Below are 21061 nucleotides of genomic sequence, written 5' to 3' on the forward strand. Positions count from 1 at the left end.
ATTACAAATTATCATTAAAATAACTCTTATAATTTGTTTCTATTGTATTTGTGTTTCAAATTATTATTAAAGACATTGGCTATAAAACTGCAAATAGCTTTCTTTATAATTATAAAGCATTCAAGTATTTTATAATATTACCAATTTTTGAATCTTTTCGACTTGTTTATTTAAACGATTAGATTTCACTTTTAGTTTATAGATATACACTCCTTTTCCTATTTTATCACCAAAATCGTCTCTTCCGTCCCAAACTGTACTTCGAGATAATGAAGATGAACCATTATAGCAACATTCATCTGCATTTGTTTGTCCATTGATAGTTCTTACTAATTTACCAGACACTGTAAATATCTGAACCGATATATCTAAAGGCTCTGAACTATTGTGGTTAAACCAAAACTCTGTATAATTTACAAAAGGATTTGGATAATTTAATACGTTATTAATGACTAATTTTTCATCTTCATCAAAAACAGTAAACTGAATTTCTGTGGTTGATGAATTATTATAAACATCCCAAGCTTTTAATGTTAAGGTATGTAAACCTGGCTCTAAATCTCTAAATGGATAACTGACTTTTCCATTAGTATAATCATCCACATTGGCTTGGTAATAATTATTTAACACAACCGGATTGGTTTCGTCTCCGTCTATAATCGCTGTAATATCATGACCAATTCCACTTGCTGTATTAATTCCGTTATCATCATAAAGATTAACTAATAAAGTAGGCGATTCATTAGTGATACCACCAGAAACGAAATTTTCATCATTCATATATAGATTAATCACTGGACCTACATTATCTGTTGGAGCATTTTCATTAATACCTCCAATTTTAATATCAAAATTTGAACCTGCTTGATCAGAAACAGGACTTTCTGTTTGGGCATAAAAACTGACTTTACCATTACCAACAGGAATACCAATATCTCTCGGTACAATAAAATTGAATTCAAATAAGCCATTAACAACACTTGCCTGACCTTTAAAAATCACTTCACCTAATGTTGTAAAATCCATAATTATTAAACCACTCGAATCTGTAGTTCCGTCGTTAGCCAAAGTTTGACGTTCAATTTCTTTATCGAAAACCGTTGCAGTTAATACACCATTGTAATTTGATAACAAATTGCCATTTGAATCAACTACCTCACCTGATAATTTTGTAGAAGCCAAAGCTTTTAATGTATCTATAGGTTCAGTAATTGCAACATCGTTTACCTTAGTTAACCTAATGTCTGGCTGAGGAAAAGCCAATTTCATTGCTGGATCACCAATAAGGAATACTAATCTTTTCTGATTAATACCAGCTATATTATTAGATACTTTAGTTAATCGCAACGCTTCTCCAACGGATGGATAATCATTAGACCCAAAAGCATATAGGTAGTTATCTAAAGCAAGATTGAAAACCCTTCCATTAATTTCTGCTATTTGACGTGTTGTTGTAATTAAACTCGCTGCACCACCATTAATGTTCCAAAACGTATACTCACCTGCCGTATCTCTATCAGGATCATCGAATTTAGTGTATTCGCAAGTTACAGTGATAAATAAATTATACTTACATATGTTATTAACTTCCTGAGAATCAAACTTATCAAAAATACGTTCTTTGGCAATACCATCTTCACCTCCATGCCCAAAATAATTTACAACTAATGCGCCAACTTCAATCGCATCTTTAATAGCTTCATTAACTTTAGGATAGCGATTACCTGCAGCTGAGGATTCTTGCTCATAAGCATCAGAATGAATCTTTACAACATTTAAGAATGGTTTTTCTTCCCCTAAAGTTGTCCCTAAATTATCTGTAGTTTCCTGTAAGCTTCTTTCCCAATCTTCATCCACATCATCAGAAATAAGAACTATATTATTCCTCCAACTTCCCAATGATTCTGGCTGGTAATAAGACTTTATTTTATCTACCATCTCTGTGGCTCTTTGAACATCCTCTACTAAAATCCGACCAACAGCAACATCCATGCGATCGATATTAGTTCTCATGCCTCCCTCATTATCATCTAACATAGCATAAAAATCATCTGAAACAAAAGAGTTGGTAAGACTAAAACTCTCTGTAGAATACCAAGAAGGCACCAGATTAGTATTATTATTTAGCCTATTTTTATAATCGTAAGAACCATCTCCAAATAAACATAAGTATTTTAACCTTTTACTAGGTGTACTAGCATTATCATACACATATTTAATAAAATTTCTTAATGCTGCAATATCTTGGCTTCCTGTACTAAATTCATTGTAAATAGATTGTAAGTCCACTACTTTAACGTTTAAACTGTATTGATCTCTATTAATTTGAGCCAAACGCTCAGCTTGTGCCAAGAATTGAGATGGAGCTAAAATGATATAATCTATATCTTCAAATTGTCCTTGTGAATTATTAAAAATTGTACCCTTCAAATTTTGATTAGCCACAGAAGACCTAGCATCTTTTATTGGCTGTAAAACACTTGAATTAGAAAAAGCCAAATAGTTTCTAAGTTCACCTGATGGAGCTTTAAAACTTATTTCACTTTCATTAGTTATATTTACAATATTACTAATATTGAATCGATCTGTAATATCCCATATTTCTCTTAACGACGTCGTATTTGTTAAATTATATTGTGCAATTCCCGGCGTTGTAATAGTCTCCTTATTTTTAAATGCTAATTGCCCGCCTTCGTAAATTAAATTTCTAGTGGCTTCAATATTAATATAATCTAAGAATGCATTTGCTGAAGGATTTCCACTATTATTATAATCGAACACTACAGTAATAGCATCACCTGCAATATTTAGTGCATTAGCATAAGTACGACTCGTCCCTAAAAGAGAACCCGGAGTTATGATACCTAATCCTATATTTGAAACTTCAGTTCCATTTATTGTAATAGCCATGGTTGTTGGCACTTCGGATACAGAACCAACTTTAATATTAAAATCCACCGGTTCACTTATCACTAAGTTTGGAAATTCAAACTCATAAGACCTTTGATTTTCAATATCAAAATCATCACCATACCATTCACGTCCTAATTTTGCTAAATTATGCGTATCTACTTCATAATATTGATAGTCTTGAAACGTATTGATTTGAATATCTGCAGCTGCTTCTATAGTTGGCATAGTCTGAATACGTTTTCCGCTTCCAGAACTTACATTTACATAATAATATGTTTTATCTGTGTATAAGTTTATATTGGTTTCGCTTTCCTCATTATATGTTTTAGGGCCTTCACCATAAAAAAGAATGTAATCATTACTATCAAAGCTACCATCGTCTTCACCAATAAACTTAACTGCATTTTCTACAACATCAAAAGGATAATTGGCAGAATTCTCTAAAGGCAACATTCTTCCTCCATTTCCAAATACTTTAATTGTTCTTGGATCTACCGAATTAGTATTAATTCCCAAATCACTTAAAAAGCTTTTAGATAATCTATACACGCCAGACTCTTCAATATAAAATCGATACCATTGACCTGAGCTAAGCACTGAGTTAGTTAATTCATTTATACCCATAGTGCTATTGGCTGAACGACCAGAACGTGTACTATATATGATAGTAAATGAAGTTATTTTTTTGTAGATACCTCTATCCTTAATAATAGGACTTACTTGAAAATAGTAACCACGAGTATCTCTAGCATTAGTATTATTAATACTAAACTTTGGTGCATTTGGTATATTTTGAAGATTTAAATCTTTTAATTCTGATGATGTAATCGTTTCATAAGCAACATTAGTTAGTTGAATAGAATTTTCATCAATTAGACTTCCATTACTTTCCCATTGCGCAAAAAAAGTTAATCCGCTATCTTCACTATAATTAAAATGGTCAACATCAAAAGCAGGCACTTCAATTTTACTGTAAGCTGTTTCTAAGACTTTATACCCATTCCAATTAATATTGAATTGCTTTTGTTGACCAAAACCAAATGTTGTAATCAATAATAAAGTGATTAAATAGCAATTTTTCATGTATTCATTTTCAGTTTTAACCGTATGTAAAACTTCGAAAAATGTTATTCTCATAACAAATCCATCTATTTCACAATAAAATAACGTCCATTAAAGCACGTTATTATGACGTCAGAATTTTTATTTCAAAAATACAACAATAATTCATTTCTACAGCCGTTATTAAGGAGCAAAATACACCGATAAATCGAAAAAAGTCCGTTGTTATGTTCAAAAAAAAGGACGAAATGCACATTTTTTTGCATTTAGACGCAAAAAAAAGTTGTCAGTTTACCTTTAATTGTTATATTGCGACTCTAAAATTAAACGAGCTTACTTAAACGTATGGATATGAAACATGTCTCAAACCTAAAATTTTTAATAGCAGTAACGCTTTGCGCCTCAATTGTGAGTTGTAATCGTTCTTCTAATTCTGGCAATGTAGATAGTGCCACTGGCTGGAAAATCAACGATAAACAAGGAGGTTTTCAGTATAATACCCAATTTAAAGAACAGGAAACACCTCCTGGAACTGCTTTCATTGAAGGTGGAACTTTTACAATGGGTAAAGTAGCAGATGATCCGATGCATGATTGGAACAATACGCCAAATCAACAACACATTCAGTCATTCTACATGGATGAAACTGAAATTACCAATATTAATTATCTATATTATTTAGATTATTTAAAAAGTGTTTACCCTCCAGATAACCCAGATTTTGCATTAATCTATAAAGGTGCACTTCCAGATACTTTAGTATGGAGAAATCGTTTAGGTTATAACGAAATGATGACCGAAAACTATTTACGTCATCCTGGATATGCAAATTACCCAGTAGTAGGTGTGAGTTGGATTCAAGCGGTAGAATACGCTAATTGGAGATCAAACCGAGTAGCCGAATTATCTTTACAAGATGCTGGTTACATTAAAAGAGATGCTCAATATACAGATTTGAGTGCAGAAAGCACTTTTGATGTAGATACTTATATCAATGCTCCTACAGAAACTTATGGAGGTAACTCTGATGTATTAGAAGGAGGTAAAAGAAGACAACAAACTGATGCAGATGGTAACCCTATTAACATTTATGCTAATAGAGAATCTGGTGCAATTACAGTAAAATACAGACTACCAACAGAAGCTGAGTGGGAATATGCTGCTTTAGGAATGAGTGAGTTACGTAGTTTTAACGTTTATAGAGGACGTAAAAAATACCCTTGGGATGGTCAATATACAAGATCTGGAAAACGTGTAAATCGTGGAGATCAAATGGCTAACTTTAAGCAAGGAAAAGGTGATTACGGTGGAATTGCAGGTTGGTCTGATGATGGTGCTGATATTACTGCTGAAGTTAAAACTTACTCACCAAATGATTACGGTTTATATGACATGGCTGGTAATGTTGCAGAATGGGTTGCTGATGTTTACAGACCTATAGTAGATGACGAGTTTAACGACTTTAACTACTACAGAGGAAATGTATACACTAAGAACGCAATTAATGAAGATGGTACTGTAAAAATTGTTACTACTGACGAAATTGTTTACGATACTTTACCAAATGGTAAAATTGTAGCTAGAGATTTACCAGGTGAAATCGCAAGAATTCCAATTGACGAAGAAGAAACCTATTTAAGAACTAACTTTAGTGAAAGTGACAACAGAAACTTTAGAGATGGTGACAAGAGTTCTTCTAGATACTACAGAGAAAGCTTTGATGAATCTGAAGGTGCTAAGAAAAGTACTACTGGAAAAATGTATAACTCACCTAAGCATAGAGTTGAAGTAGATTCTACTGAAGGTACTCTAGTTAGAGAATACGATCAATCTAATAGCAGAACATCTTTAATTAATGACGAAGTAAGAGTTTATAAAGGAGGTTCTTGGAGAGACAGAGCTTACTGGATTGACCCAGCACAACGTCGTTACTTCCCACAAGACATGGCAACAGATTATATTGGCTTTAGATGTGCAGTATCTAGAGTTGGTTCTAAGAGCCAAAAAGGAGGAAAAAGACGTAATTAAGAAACGTTAAATAATATTTTAAAAAGTCCTGATAAATTTATCAGGACTTTTTTATTTTTAAGCCTACCAAAGAAGTTCTTTTAAGAAGTACGTATAGCGAGCATAAATATTCATAAGAACACTTATCATACATCAATTAAAGGACAATAATCATTAGCACATGAAAATAGCAGATATATATCAAAAATTTAATTCCTGTTCTTCCATTTCTACCGATACCAGAAAATTACATCAAGACTGTATGTACTTTGCACTTAAAGGTGATAATTTTGATGGTAATAAATTTGTTCAAAAAGCATTTGATGGAGGTGCTAAGTATTGTGTAATAGATGATATTACTGCTAATATTAATGCTAACTGTATTTTAGTTGAAGATGTACTAACAACGCTTCAAGACCTAGCAACACACCATAGAAACACTATTAAAATTCCTATTATTTCGCTAACAGGAAGTAATGGCAAAACAACCACCAAAGAACTTATTAATGCTGTTTTATCTACAACTTTTAAAGTAAAAGCAACTAAAGGAAACCTTAACAACCATATTGGTGTACCTCTAACATTACTAAGTTTTACCAAAGATTTGGATTTTGGAATTGTTGAAATGGGAGCTAACCATAAGAATGAGATTAAATTTTTATGTTCAATTGCACAGCCCGATTATGGATTAATTACCAATTTTGGAAAAGCACACTTAGAAGGTTTTGGCAGTATTGAAGGAGTTATAAAAGCTAAATCTGAACTTTATGATTTCTTAAAGCAGAATAACAAAATTGCTTTTATAAATAATAATGACGAGAAGCAAGTACAGCAAATTGGAAACTATAACAACATTATAACCTTTGGTTCTGATTTAAATAATAACTGTGTTGTAACATTTAAAAATGCAAATCCTTATGTTAGTCTCAATTATAACAACACATTAATTGAAAGTCAACTTATTGGTGATTATAATTATGGGAATATAGCAGTAGCAGTAGCAATTGGGAACTATTTTAAAGTGAGTACAGAATGTATAAAAGAGGCTATTGAAAACTACCAACCAGACAATAACCGTTCAGAAATCATTGAAAAAGAGTCTACAAAAATCATTCTCGACGCCTATAATGCGAATCCTACCAGCATGTTGGCTGCTTTAAAAAACATCAAACAATTACAAGCGGAAAACAAATATTTGTTTCTTGGAGATATGTTTGAATTAGGATCTGAAGCAGAAAAAGAACATCAGAGCATCGTCGATTTTATAGAGGCAAATTTTAAAAACAATGTCTATCTAATTGGTAAAAACTTCTATAAAACGACTTCTAAAGAAGGAATACAAAAATTTTCTAGCTTTGAAGATTTAAAACCGCTCTTACAAGACCTTCAACTTAAAAACTCAACAGTTTTAATTAAAGGCTCACGAGGCATGGCATTAGAGCGAATTTTAGAGCTATTGTAACACATTTTAAACAATTACTACTCCTATAGCTTTATTAGTCTCAACGACAGTTATAGTCATCTTAATTATTATACCATTCAATAACTAAATAGCACTCATATCCATTAACTTCTCGTAAAGCGTATATTGTTTTAAAAATGCTTTTTATATATTATAAGGCTTCTTAAAATAAGACAAAAGTTATACGTTAGAAATACTCATCAAATAATGCAAATGAATTTTAAATTTTGGGATAGGTCTTAGGAAAAAAGCAAGTATTTGATTAAAACCTAAAAACTGAAACACCACTTTAAAATTTTAAGTTCTACCTAGGTTTTCAGAACTAAGTTAGTATAAAAAAAATCCACAATAATTTGTGGATTTATCTACTGCAGTGGGTCATACTGGATTCGAACCAGTGACTTCCACGTTGTCGACGTGACACTCTGAACCAACTGAGTTAATGCCCCTATATATGATATTAAAAAGTAAAAAGACTATCTATACCTAAAGACACTATTATTAGCTTTCACCAGTCCTTTTATAAAAACAAAAAATCCGATTTGAATATTCAAATCGGATTTCCTTTTTTAAGTGGGCGACAAGGGATTCGAACCCCTGACCCCTTGGGTGTAAACCAAGTGCTCTGAACCAACTGAGCTAGTCGCCCTAATAATTAGGACTGCAAAGATAGTCTAGTTTTTAATATCTCAAAACATTTTTAGAAAAAAAATCAAATTATTTCTGCTACTACAAAAGTACTACCTCCAACATAAATAAAATCGTCTATGTTAGCATTTGATTTTGCGCTAGTTAAAGCTTCAGAGACACTATTATAACAAATTCCATGTAAGTCATTTTTTTTAAAATAAGACTGTAATAATTTAGCATCTAACCCTCGTTGAACGTCTGGTTTACAAAAATAGTACGTTGCACGCTTTGGTAGCAATGGAATAATAGCATCCAAATCCTTATCATTTACAACTCCAAAAACCATATGAAGCTTATTATACGTTTCATTTTTTACTTGCTGCATGGTATAACCTAAACCCTCTTTGTTATGCGCAGTATCGCAGACAATCTTAGGTTGATTCCCTAAAACCTGCCAACGTCCTTGTAAACCTGTATTTACGACTACATTTAAAAGTCCCGATTTTACATCTTTAGAAGATATATGAAATCCGATGCCCTTTAAAATGTTTACCGACTGCAATACAGTTTTAATATTGTTAATTTGGTAAGAACCTTGCAAATCACTTTCTAAAACGTCTTTAATTATTTGGTCTGCAAAATAAATAGGAGAATGTGTTTCTTTGGCTTTGTTTATAAATGCGTTTTTAGTTTCTAAATGTGTTTCACCAATTACAACTGGAATATTGTTTTTTATGATTCCTGCTTTTTCACCTGCAATTTCTTTAAGTGTAGTACCCAAAAACTGTGTATGATCGAGACCAATATTTGTAATAACAGATAATAATGGTGTAATAATGTTTGTAGAATCTAATCGACCTCCCAATCCGACTTCTATTAGTGCTATATCAACTTTCTGTTTCGCAAAATAATCGAATGCCATGCCAACAGTCATTTCAAAGAAAGACAGCTGATTTGCTTCTAAAAATGCTTTGTTTCGTTTTATAAAACCAATAACAGATGATTTACTAATTACCTCGCCATTGATACGCACACGCTCTCTAAAATCCTTTAAATGCGGAGATGTATATAATCCCACTTTGTATCCCGATTCTTGCAAAATAGAAGCCAACATATGGCTTGTAGAACCTTTTCCATTTGTACCACCAACGTGAATGGACTTAAATTTACATTCTGGATGGTTTAAATGTTTTGCTAGATTTATGGTATTGGTTAAATCTTTTTTAAAAGCAGAGTTGCCTTTATTTTGATACATTGGAAGTTGTTGAAACATCCAATTCACAGTATCTAAATAATTCATTCTATTGACCTACATCAAAATTAATACTTACAAAACCAACTTGAGTTGTTGGTGCTTCTGAATCAGCAGGCCACTTATGAGACATGGCAATTTTTTTTGCTGGTTCAAGCAAACAAGGATGTGTATTGGTTGTTCCTCTAATTCCTGGTTCAGCCTTTACAACTTTACCTTGTCTGTTAACTTCAATTCTAACAACTACCAAACCATATTCATTACACTCTTGCTTATAAATTTGCTTAGAAGGTCTTCCTCTACCACCTAATCCATAACCAACGCCTCCTTTTCCTGGTCCCGAACCTCCAAAATAACTCGCAGCATAAGGATCTCCATCTAATTGCCCTTTATTGCCACCTTGGCTATCTGGTCCTTCTCCTCCATCTGTATTACCTTCAGCATTTTTTACACCTCCAATCATAGCATCGAGCTTTCTCTTTTTCTCAGCTTCTTCAGCACGTTTCTTCTCTTCAGCTTCGCGTTTTTCTCGCTCTATCTTTTCTGCAGCTGCTTTAGCCTCTGCTTTAGCTTTCGCTTCTGCCGCTTTCGCCTTTGCCTCTGCTTCTTTTTGCTTTTTTATTGCAATAGCTTCAGCATTATCTTGTGTCATCACTTCTTCGGCTTTGGTTGCCGCTTCAGTAGGTGTTACTTGTGATTCTTCCGGTACCACTTCTTCAACAGCACTTTCTTCTACTATTTTTTCTTCAACAGCCTTTTTAGGTTCACTTAATGGTTTATTACCGCTACCAAAATCTGTGGTCCCAAAGTTTACTGCTACACCATATTCTTCTGGTGGATCCATATATTGAGGTCCAACAACAAACAATAGCAACAGCAGTATCAAAACAATAAGAGCAGTGATGCTTGCAGAATTACGTTCGTGTTTGGTGTCTAGGTATTTCATTTGTTTTAAATAAACCTCTTTGGTTATTTTAACCTTTATGGTAAAACTAATTTATTTCAATAATGATGCCGTTAATTTGGCTGTACTGCTAGTATTACTTTAAATTTATTTCTATTAGCAATATCCATAACCTTCACCACATTTTCTACAGGTACAGATTTTTCAGCTCTTAATACTATTGTTGGCGCATCTTGATTAGACAGAATGGAAATTAACTCTGTTTCTAGAACGCTTTCACCAACACGTTTCTGATCAATATAATAGCTTAAATCTTTTTTGATACTTACAGCAGTGGATTTCTTATTTTCAGTCTTTCCACTTGCTTTAGGTAATACAATGTCAATGGCATTAGTACTCACTAAAGTTGATGCTATCATAAAAAAGATTAATAACAAGAACACAATATCGGTCATGGACGCGAAATTGAATTCTGGTGTTACTTTATTTCTTCCTCTAATATTCATAAAATTAGATTGGTTCGTTTAAGTGATCTAAAAATTCAATAGAATTAGCTTCCATTTGGTATACCACTTTATTGGTTCTTCCAACAACATGGTTAAAAGCAACATAAGCGACAATACCAACAATAAGTCCACCAACGGTAGTTGTCATAGCTGTGTATAATCCACTTGCTAAAACATCCATTTGAATTGTTCCTCCTGCGTTAGCTAGTTCAAAAATTGAAATAATCATACCAATTACAGTACCTAAGAAACCAATCATTGGTCCGACACCAGAAATAGTAGCCAAAACACTAACGTTCTTTTCTAAGTTATAGATTTCTAATCTACCCGCATTTTCAATAGCTGTATTAATATCTTCAAGAGGTTTCCCTATTCTGGTAATTCCTTTTGCAATTAATCTTGATACAGGTGAATTTTGTTGTGCACATAACATTTGAGCCGAATCAATCTTACCATTACTGACATGATCTTTAATCTGATTCATAAAATTTGAATCGACCTTAGAAGCTGCTTTTATAGCAAAAATTCGTTCGAAATAAATATAAATAGCTACTATTAGGAGCAGAAATAAAATGAATATAATCACCATTCCTGATGTTCCTCCACTTGTAATTAATTCAATAATAGATAACGTTTTTTCAACTGATTCTCCCTCAGTTAAAACAGCTACTTCATCTTGAATAGTACTTAATGATATCATACTAAAATGTTTAATTTTTAAGTTTGTTTTGTTATAACGTTAAGTTTTTAGCTTAAGTATATTTATGTGTTTATTATTAAAAAATTGCTCTTGTTACCATAAAAGCAGCAGCACCAGCTATAAAACCAACAAATGCCAACCAAGATATTTTCTTTAAATACCAAAAGAAATCAATTTTTTCCATTCCCATTGCAACAACTCCAGCTGCAGAACCTATGATTAACATACTTCCTCCAGTACCTGCTGAATAAGCAATAAAGTGCCAAAGTTCATTGTCTAATGGTTCTGAGAACATTCCTAAACTTGCTGCAACTAATGGTACATTATCAATAACAGCTGATCCAACTCCTAAAAGTAACACCACTAAATCCGAGACACCTTCATGATGAAACTCAGTACCTAACATTGGCATTGATTCCTGTAAAGAACCCGCGAAACCAAATAAGATCCCTAAAGATTCTAAAGCAGCAACTGCCATTAAAATTCCTAAGAAAAACAATATACTTGGTAATTCAATTTTAGATAATGAATGATGCACAGGACTATGGCTTGCACCAGAAGAATGCTCTTCTGACCCTACCTCTGAGATAGCAAATTTTGAATTACTGTAAACTTCTGCAAATATAGCTACAACTCCTAATGAAAGCATCATACCAACGTATGGAGGTAAATGTGTAATTACTTTAAATATAGGGACAAAAATAATAGCACCTAATCCTAAAAACAACATTGTAGAACTGAATTTATTCTTTGGTTTACCATCTGATTCTTGCAATTCTAAAGTCCCTTTAAAAGGCTTTAAAAAAGAAGCAATAAAAGTTGGTACAACCATACATAACAATGAAGGAATAAATAAATAAGAGAGTAATTTACCTGTTGATACTTTATTACCAATCCAAAGCATTGTTGTTGTTACATCACCAATTGGTGACCATGCACCACCTGCATTCGCAGCAATAATAATTAAACCAGCATACCAAATCCTTACTTCTCTTTCTTTTACTATTTTTTGAAGAATTGATATTAAAACAATAGTTGCAGTTAAGTTATCTATTATAGCAGAAAGTATAAACGCTAGTATTGAAAACATCCAAAGCAGCTTCCTTCTACTATTAAAATTAACAGCGTTTTTAATCGTTGAAAAACCATCAAAATAATCGATGATTTCAACAATAGTCATGGCTCCTAATAGAAACACTAAAATCTCGGCTGTTTTACCTAAATGATGTAGTAATGTTTCTTCCATTAAGTGCATTTTTTCTTCATGCGGAAGCAATCCAAAATTTTCCATTAAGCTATGGTTAGCAGAATCAAACCATTGAGAAAAGTTATCTACTCCTAATGAAATTAAAGCCCAACTTATAGCCATCATTACTAAAGCAGGAATTAATTTATCGATTTTTATATTATGTTCTAACGTAATAGCTAAATAGCCAAAAACGAATACAAGGATTATTACTGTTTCCATTTCAAAGGATTTTTATATTAGTTGTCTTAATGCAATTTCGAATGCTGTTTCGCTTATGCCTATTTTTGTTGGATTATTTTTATGTACTTCTTTTAACGCTTTCCTTATAACTTTAGATGTGTCATTAAAAATAGCGTCATCTGTCATTAATACTTTTCGTTCCATGAAATAAGCAAACACTCTTGCCATTCCACAGTTTGATATAAAATCTGGTATTAAACTTACTTTTTGATCGGTATGCTCCATAATAGAACCAAAGAAAATTTCTTTATCTGCAAAAGGTACATTTGCACCACATGTAATCACTTCTAAACCTGTAGAAATCATTTGATCTATTTGGTCTTGAGTTATTAATCGAGAAGCTGCACAAGGTGCAAACACTTCAGTTTGTAATGACCAAATTTGCTCATTTATATCGTTAAATGGAATAAGGTTATCTGCCACTAAAGTATTTCCATTTTTGGCAAGATATAAATCTGTAATTTCTTTAAATGAGAATCCTTCTTCATTAATTAATCCACCTACTCTATCTATAATACCTACAATTTTAGCTCCCATTTGAGCAAAGTAAAAAGCTGCAGCTGCACCAACGTTTCCAAAACCTTGAACAACGACACGTTTACCTTTTATTGAATCTCCATTAATATCATAAAAGTGCATAGCTGCAGTGGCAACACCATAGCCTGTTATCATATCTGCTACAGTAAATTTTCTGCTTACACTTGGAGAGTATTTTGGATTTTCTAAAACCTTTATAACACCTTGTCTTAACTGACCGATTCTATTAATTTTATCAGCTTGTGTTGGTTTAAAATGTCCTTCAAAAACTCCTTCTTGAGGATGCCATACACCACTTTCTTCTGTGATTGGAATCACTTCGTGGATTTCATCAACGTTTAAATCACCACCAGTTCCGTAATAACTTTTCAATAATGGAGAAACGGCAGCATACCAACGTTCTAAAACACCTTTTTTTCTTGGATCTTGTGGATCAAAATTGATTCCAGATTTTGCTCCACCAATAGCAGGACCTGAGACCGTAAACTTAACTTCCATAGTCTTAGCAAGAGACAATACTTCATTTCTATCTAATCCTTTGCGCATTCTAGTTCCTCCTCCTGCTGCTCCTCCTCTAAGAGAGTTAATTACTGTCCAACCTTCAGCTTCAGTTTCTGGGTCATTCCAATGAAATACGATTTCGGGAGTCTTATTTTCGTATTTCTGAAGTAAATCTTTTATCAATTTTAGTCTATTTATTTAGTGTAACAAATATAAAAACAAAAATGGCTTTATAGTTAAGCCTTTTTAATATTATTCAAAACTATCATACATTATTTCAATGTCATTTTTCCAAATTTATGTTTTTCCTTACCTGTAGCATAAATGTAGAAAGCTTTATCTTTAATTAATATGGTTTGGGTTGGTGCAAATGTGGCATATTGATTTTCACCTCCAGTTTCACTATTCCAAAATGGTATTGTTTTTATGTTACCTTCATCATCAAAAGATTTTAAAACAATCGCTTTAGCATTAGCTTTTTCACTACCAAACACTATTTTTTTGTTTTTCAATATATATTCTTTTTCATTTGCTAAAACAAAAAATTGGCCATTGTCTAAAAACGGAAAAAACGAACCCAAAACTTCCATTCTATTTAGGTAATCTTCTCCGTAATTTATAGGTGTCTCATATATCACACTTCCATTAATATCTAATTTAATTACAATTCCAGGACCAAACCTATGTGTGTAGTTGTATTCAAAATTTTTACCATCAATCTCTTCAGAGTCTGTGGAATAACAATCCCCAATTAGGTAAACAATTTCGTTATCCATTAAAACATCTTTTATTTTTAAATTAAGATACCCCTTACCTAGCACACGTTTTCTAGTATCTTGTGACCATTTTTGATTTTTTATAAGATTGCCTTCAGAAATATTATATATAAAAAAGCTATCGTCTTTTGCTCCGCCAACTGAAACTGTTGGTTTTGCATTATCTGTTGCAAAACCTACTAAGAATTGGGAATCATTATAACTAATTACTTTAGAATCAGAAATATAAAACCCTTCTGTAGAAACTTGCTGTTCTTTTACATCATTACCTTTTACAGTAATTATAGTAGTAATGGGATGTTTTTTAAACGTATCTGTTTTTTTAATAATATTTACAGTTGCATCATTTTCAACAAACAAAGATTCATTATAGGCGCGATCACTTTCAAAAGACAATGTATGAGTGCTTTCTGAAAGCTTATTTAAATTTTCATCAAATGTTAGTACAGTAATGGCTTCATTAGTTTTCTTTTCAAATAATTGATTAACTAAAACGGCAAAAGTCCTTTTATTTGAAGAGCTAGCTATTTCAAAAAATCCAGAGTTATTTATTTTCTCAAATGGAATCGTATATAATTCGATTGGATCTGAAACTCGATGAGTTTCATTATCATAAATTTGAGCATATAAGACATTCTTGCCATCTTTCTTTACAGCAATATTTGAAAAGAAATACAATTTGTTATCACCTTCAATAATCTTCAAGAGTGCTGCGTCTTTTAATAAACGAATTGGTAGTTTAAAATCTATAGCAGAAGTAGGTTTCCCAAAAGCATCAAATTTAGTGATGTTAATAATTTTTGGAGCATAAAATTGAGAGCCAAATTTTTCAACACTATACATTGTAAAACCAGATTCTGAAGGAAAAGCTAAAATAGGACTTAGCGAACCCGAAACTCTATTATTAGTCAATTCTGACCATTCAAAATCAGCGAATGTTTGTTCTTGAGCTTGAAAAGTTATTACACAAATAATTGAGCAGATGCTAAAAAGTAATGATTTCATATTAGTAATTAAAGTGGTTATAATATTGATTTACAATTTTTAAAAATACTAAAAATTATTAGGGTCATTTTTATTATTCACGTTTTTTCAAACTAGTTCAGCATAACGTGAAACCTATTTACTTATGACATTATAAAGCTAAATATATCTTTAAAAGGTGTAAATTTTTACAAATCTTTACTTTGTTTAATCACAAAAATTTCAGCTTGAATTTTTGTGCACTAAAAGTATAAAGAGTATTCTGATATCGTTTTTAATAACTTGAATAAAAGATGTTACAAAAGTAATTAATAACTATAGTAAAAAACGTTAAACTGTATAAATTACACCTGAAGAATGATCCCGTTTTGCCCCTGTAACGCTCTTTAAACAATTTACCTCATTTCTATCTTTAAGCACTCCAAGTAAGCCAAAAATTAAAGCTTCTTTATATTCTATAATCTCACGAGTGGGAATAATAACTTCCGATTTTGAAAAATTTCGAATTCGATTCATTAAAAATTCATTAAAAACTCCACCTCCTGTAACTAATACTTTTGTATCACTTTTTATTAAAACCTTAGAAATTTGTATGGCAATGTGCTCAACAAATGTTCTTAAGATATCTTCCATTTTAAGATAAAATGAATCAATCAAAGGAAAAATATTTAAATCAACCCATTCTAATCCTAAAGATTTAGGTGGTGCCTCGTTATAATAATTAAGTTTATTGAGTTGAAATAATAAATTTTGATTAATATTTCCTGTTGAAGCTATATCTCCTTTATCATCATAATTTAAACCTAATTTTGAAACATAATGATTCAAAACAATATTAACAGGACAAATATCAAAAGCAATTCTTTCATTATTTAATTCATAAGAGATGTTAGCAAAGCCTCCCAAATTTAAACAAAATTCATAATCACTAAACAATAATCTATCTCCTATAGGCACTAATGGTGCGCCTTGACCTCCTAGAGCTACATCTTGAACTCTGAAATCGCATATAACTTTTTGATTTAGTTTATTTGCTAAAAGCTGTTGATTTCCTATCTGGTATGTTAGCCCATTCTCGGGTTGATGTAAAGCAGTATGACCATGAGAAGCGATAAAATCTATAGATTTAATTGAATTATTATTTATAAAATCTAATATTACACTTGCTAAATATTCTGAATAGTTAGAATCTAGAATTTCTAATTGATCCATTGGCATAGTAACCAATTGACTTAAAGTAGATTTCCATTGTGTTGAATATTCTATAGTTTCTGCATTAAGTATTTTGAAACTCCAGTGTTTATTGTATGAAAAGTTAACATTGATTATATCTATACCATCTAATGATGTACCAGACATTATACCTAAGACTTTGAAATTAAATTTTATCATATTAGTAAAAATAATATTACTTATTGAAAATACGCTAATAAAAAATTATCTTTGCATCAAAATTTTAAGAAATCAATAAATATTTATAGTTTATGGACTTTAGTTTAACAGAAGAGCATATAATGATTCGTGATGCAGCGAGAGACTTTGCTCAAACAGAATTACTTCCTGGTGTTATAGAACGAGATAATGCTCAAAAATTTCCTGAAAGCTTAGTTCGCAAAATGGGCGAGCTTGGATTTTTAGGTATTATGGTAGATCCTAAATATGGCGGAAGTGGTATGGATGCCATTTCTTACGTATTAATTATGGAAGAATTATCTAAAATTGACGCCTCTGCTTCTGTGATGGTTTCCGTAAACAATTCATTGGTTTGTTATGGCCTTGAAGCGTATGGTAACGAAGAGCAAAAACAAAAATACTTGACTAAATTAGCTACAGGTGAATGTATAGGTGCATTTTGCTTAAGTGAACCAGAAGCTGGCAGTGATGCAACGTCTCAAAAAACAACTGCTATAGATAAAGGTGACCACTACATCCTTAATGGAACAAAAAACTGGATTACCAATGGTGGACGTGCAGAAGTTTATTTAGTTATCGCCCAAACTGATAAACACAAAGGATCTCACGGTATCAATGCTTTTATTCTTGAAAAAGGAATGCCAGGTTTTGATATTGGACCTAAAGAAGATAAATTAGGAATTCGTGGTAGTGATACACACACATTACAGTTTAATGATGTAAAAGTCCCTAAATCAAATAGAATTGGTGAAGATGGATTTGGTTTTAGATTTGCAATGAAAACCCTTTCTGGAGGGCGAATTGGTATTGCAGCTCAAGCTTTAGGAATTGCAGCTGGTGCTTATGAATTAGCACTAAAATACTCTAAAGAACGTAAAGCTTTTGGAACAGAAATTTGCAATCATCAAGCCATTGCTTTTAAATTGGCAGATATGCATACTGAAATCGAAGCGGCTAGAATGTTGGTAATGAAAGCAGCTTGGGATAAAGACCAAGGTAATAATTATGACATGTCTAGTGCTATGGCTAAACTTTATGCCAGTAAAGTGGCTATGGAACATACTGTAGAAGCTGTTCAGATTCATGGTGGTAATGGATTTGTAAAAGAATACCACGTTGAACGTTTAATGCGTGATGCGAAAATTACTCAGATATATGAAGGCACTTCAGAGATACAGAAGATTGTAATATCGCGTGGTTTAATAAAAGGATAATTTTATTTAAAAAATATTTAAAGGCTTCAAAATTTAATTTTGGAGCCTTTTAATTTTCCGATAGTTCGTTAACTACTATTCTTAATTCCCCATACGAGAATTTATCATCGAGTTGATGTTTTAAATCTGAAAGGTTATCAAAAGTTTTAGTAGGTATAATTTTCTTTAATTCTGAATAATGGGCTTTAGACATTAGATCAGTGATTGCAATATCTTTTGAAGTAATAAAACTGGCTAAATGTCCAAAAATTGTATTTACATTTAATTCTCGTTCTAATGCAATTTGATCAATTGATTTTCCACTTTTAAATAATTCTAAAGATATTTTCTTAGTATCTCCTTTATTCCTTTTGGGTTTTAATTCTTCAATAACTGGTGCTTCATTTAAAGTTTCGATATCATTTTCTTCACAATAGGATTTGATAACCCTTAATATTTCCGATCCATATTTTTCAATTCTTGTTTTGCCCATGCCATGAACTTCATTAAGTTCTTGTTTAGTAACAGGCAAAATTTCACACATAGCATAAAGAGATTTTTGAGTGAAAATTTGAAAATGTACTAAATCTTCTCGCTTTGCAATTTGATTTCTTAGTTCTCTTAATAATTCAAAAAGTTCAATATTTGTCGTTCCGTCAATAACAGTTTTACGATTTTTTTTGGGTTTATCTTTAGCTAGGAAAACAGATTTAGCTCTTAATCCTAAAAACTGTTTTACATTAAATTCTTTTTTTAAACCTTCAAAATACAATAACTTAGTTGCGAGTAACTCCTCCAATTCATCATATTGCTTATTTATATCTTTCTCAATAGTTTTATTATCTGTTGTAAAAGCTAAAGTTTTTAACGCTGTTTCTATTGTTGATTTTGTTTGATTCTCAAAATAAATAATAGCTTTTACAAACCGTTCTTGTATGGAAACATTAGACTCTGGAATGTCCAAAGAATCACCTATTGATTTTAACTGAGTATTAAATGAAGTACTAACTTTTAATAAATTAGTTATACAATCTTTAATAGTATTCAGTGGTTTTTCAATATTACCTTCTATACTCCCCCTATTTTTGTAATAAATATCTAAAATTCTATTTGCTGGATATATAAACTTAAAAAAATCAAAAATCTCAGAAATTAAGTCTAACTGAAATAGTCTCTTAGATTGTTGTAATATATCATTATTGGGTTGTTTTGCTTCTGCTTCTTCATTAAAAGTAATAACATTACCATCACTGATTATTTGATTTGACGTGATTTTACTTTTTAAAACTAAACCTTCAAGAGATTTACAACGACTTAGAGCGACGTATGTTTGTCCATGAGCAAAAGCTCCTTCTGCATCTATTATGGCCTTTTCAAAGGTTAATCCTTGACTTTTATGAATTGTAATGGACCAAGCCAAGCGTAAAGGCATTTGTGTATAGCTACCTATTTTATCTTCAGAGATAGCCTTAGTATCAGAATCTACGGTATATTTTATATTTTCCCATACTTCTGGTTTAGTAATAATATTAAAGTCATCATCGGGACATTTAACCACAACTTCATCTCTATCTAATAAAATTACTTTACCGATTTTACCATTATAATAGCGTTTGTCTGGAGAGCTATCATTCTTTACAAACATTACTTGTGCACCTACCTTTAATTTTAATTCTTCTTTATTTGGATATGAATTCTCTGGAAAATTTCCTTTAATAACTGCTTTATAAGTTTTTAATTCGCTCTTAAGTTTTTCGAGCTCTTGTCTATTAGTTTGACTTGCCTTATTATTATGTGTCGTCAATGATATATATCCATCATTTTCATTTGAAATAAATTCAGGTTGGTAACGTTTATTTAATTCATCAGCTGAAGATTTACTTAATTTATTACTCCGAATTTCATTAAGAATATCAATAAATAAGGGGTTTTCTTGTCTATATATATGTTTCAATTCTATCGTTATAGCATTACATTGCTGATAAGATTGACTACTAAAGAAAAAAGCGTTCTTATAAAAAGGGCTTAATAATCTCCATTCATGCTCCTTAATTACAGGTGATAACTGTTGTAGATCACCTATCATTAGTAATTGTACTCCTCCAAAAACTAAATTACGATTTTTAAAACGTCTTAGAGTTTTATCTATACCATCTAACAAATCAGCTCTTACCATACTTATTTCATCAATAACTAAAAGATCAAGCGACTTAATAATATCAATTTTGGTTTTACTAAACTTTCTATTAAAGCCAGCAGAAGAATTCAAATCCGTATCAGGTAAAATAGGTCCAAATGGCACTTGAAAGAAAGAATGGATTGTTACTCCTTTAGCATTAATGGCAGCAACTCCAGTTGGAGCAACAACAACCATTCGTTTTTGAGACTCTAATTTGAGTTTATGTAAAAAGGTTGTTTTACCAGTGCCTGCTTTACCCGTAAGAAATATATTTCTATTGGTATTGTTAACAAAGTTCCAAGCCAACTGTAATTCTGTATTTTTCATATCAAGTGAGAAAATAAACAAACATAAAAGTTATTTATTGATTAAAGCTAATCAAAAAACCTATAAAGACTAAACATTTTTCTTAGTTTTTATAGGCGTTTACCTTTTATGGTATTTCTATTACTATGTCGCATAAACAAAAAAAACCCTTACTAGTTATCTAGTAAGGGTTTTACAAATATCGATTAAAATCGATATAAAAAAGGCGGCGACCTACTCTTCCACA

13 protein-coding genes and 2 tRNA genes are annotated in these 21061 nt (G+C 31.6%); 3 read left to right on the forward strand and 12 right to left on the reverse strand.

The features are described from left to right. Positions 1-129: 129 nt before the first annotated feature. Positions 130-4050: a type IX secretion system sortase PorU gene (gene porU / locus DFQ10_RS16915; protein WP_317124895.1), complete on the reverse strand. Its 3921-nt coding sequence runs from the start codon at positions 4048-4050 to the stop codon at positions 130-132. A 270-nt stretch (positions 4051-4320) separates the two neighbouring features. Here porU and gldJ point away from each other — a divergent pair, with 270 nt between their 5' ends. Both gldJ and DFQ10_RS16925 read left to right on the forward strand, forming a co-directional pair. Further along, a complete protein-coding gene (gene gldJ / locus DFQ10_RS16920) occupies positions 4321-6003 on the forward strand; it encodes a gliding motility lipoprotein GldJ (RefSeq protein ID WP_115818629.1) in 1683 nt (560 codons plus the stop codon). 160 nt (positions 6004-6163) lie between these two features. Further along, positions 6164-7444: a UDP-N-acetylmuramoyl-tripeptide--D-alanyl-D-alanine ligase gene (locus tag DFQ10_RS16925; protein ID WP_115818630.1), complete on the forward strand. Its 1281-nt coding sequence runs from the start codon at positions 6164-6166 to the stop codon at positions 7442-7444. Between the two features lie 374 nt (positions 7445-7818). On the opposite strand, the gene DFQ10_RS16930 is transcribed toward DFQ10_RS16925, so the two are convergent. The 10 genes from DFQ10_RS16930 to DFQ10_RS16975 form a co-directional block, all read right to left on the reverse strand. Continuing rightward, positions 7819-7893, reverse strand: a tRNA-Val gene (locus DFQ10_RS16930). Between the two features lie 125 nt (positions 7894-8018). Continuing rightward, positions 8019-8093 (reverse strand) — tRNA-Val (locus DFQ10_RS16935). 63 nt (positions 8094-8156) lie between these two features. Continuing rightward, positions 8157-9374, reverse strand: a complete 1218-nt coding sequence (locus DFQ10_RS16940) for a bifunctional folylpolyglutamate synthase/dihydrofolate synthase (RefSeq protein ID WP_115818631.1) — start codon at positions 9372-9374, stop codon at positions 8157-8159. Between the two features lies 1 nt (position 9375). Continuing rightward, on the reverse strand, positions 9376-10272 hold the full coding sequence (locus DFQ10_RS16945) for an energy transducer TonB (protein ID WP_115818632.1): 897 nt from the start codon (positions 10270-10272) through the stop codon (positions 9376-9378). Positions 10273-10343: 71 nt separating this feature from the next. Beyond that, a complete protein-coding gene (locus DFQ10_RS16950) occupies positions 10344-10736 on the reverse strand; it encodes an ExbD/TolR family protein (RefSeq protein ID WP_115818633.1) in 393 nt (130 codons plus the stop codon). A 4-nt stretch (positions 10737-10740) separates the two neighbouring features. Next, positions 10741-11436 carry a MotA/TolQ/ExbB proton channel family protein gene (locus DFQ10_RS16955; protein ID WP_115818634.1) on the reverse strand — a complete coding sequence of 232 codons (696 nt, stop codon included), beginning with the start codon at positions 11434-11436 and terminating at the stop codon, positions 10741-10743. Positions 11437-11512: 76 nt separating this feature from the next. Beyond that, positions 11513-12904 (reverse strand): sodium:proton antiporter NhaD, encoded by a 1392-nt coding sequence (gene nhaD / locus DFQ10_RS16960; protein WP_115818635.1) that lies wholly within the window; start codon positions 12902-12904, stop codon positions 11513-11515. 12 nt (positions 12905-12916) lie between these two features. After that, entirely contained in the window at positions 12917-14143 is a 1227-nt protein-coding gene (locus tag DFQ10_RS16965; protein ID WP_115818646.1) for a Glu/Leu/Phe/Val dehydrogenase dimerization domain-containing protein, read from the reverse strand. Positions 14144-14235: 92 nt separating this feature from the next. Continuing rightward, entirely contained in the window at positions 14236-15744 is a 1509-nt protein-coding gene (locus tag DFQ10_RS16970; protein ID WP_115818636.1) for a hypothetical protein, read from the reverse strand. A gap of 309 nt (positions 15745-16053) precedes the next feature. Further along, entirely contained in the window at positions 16054-17115 is a 1062-nt protein-coding gene (locus DFQ10_RS16975) for an anhydro-N-acetylmuramic acid kinase (protein WP_115818637.1), read from the reverse strand. 92 nt (positions 17116-17207) lie between these two features. Between DFQ10_RS16975 and DFQ10_RS16980 the strand changes: the two genes are divergently transcribed. Further along, the gene (locus DFQ10_RS16980) at positions 17208-18350 is read left to right on the forward strand and encodes an acyl-CoA dehydrogenase (RefSeq protein WP_115818638.1); all 1143 of its coding nucleotides are present in this window, start codon (positions 17208-17210) and stop codon (positions 18348-18350) included. Between the two features lie 49 nt (positions 18351-18399). On the opposite strand, the gene DFQ10_RS16985 is transcribed toward DFQ10_RS16980, so the two are convergent. Beyond that, positions 18400-20835 carry a helix-turn-helix domain-containing protein gene (locus tag DFQ10_RS16985; RefSeq protein ID WP_115818639.1) on the reverse strand — a complete coding sequence of 812 codons (2436 nt, stop codon included), beginning with the start codon at positions 20833-20835 and terminating at the stop codon, positions 18400-18402. Positions 20836-21061: the final 226 nt, after the last annotated feature.

It is taken from the genome of Winogradskyella eximia (genome assembly GCF_003386165.1).
GTDB lineage: Bacteria > Bacteroidota > Bacteroidia > Flavobacteriales > Flavobacteriaceae > Winogradskyella > Winogradskyella eximia.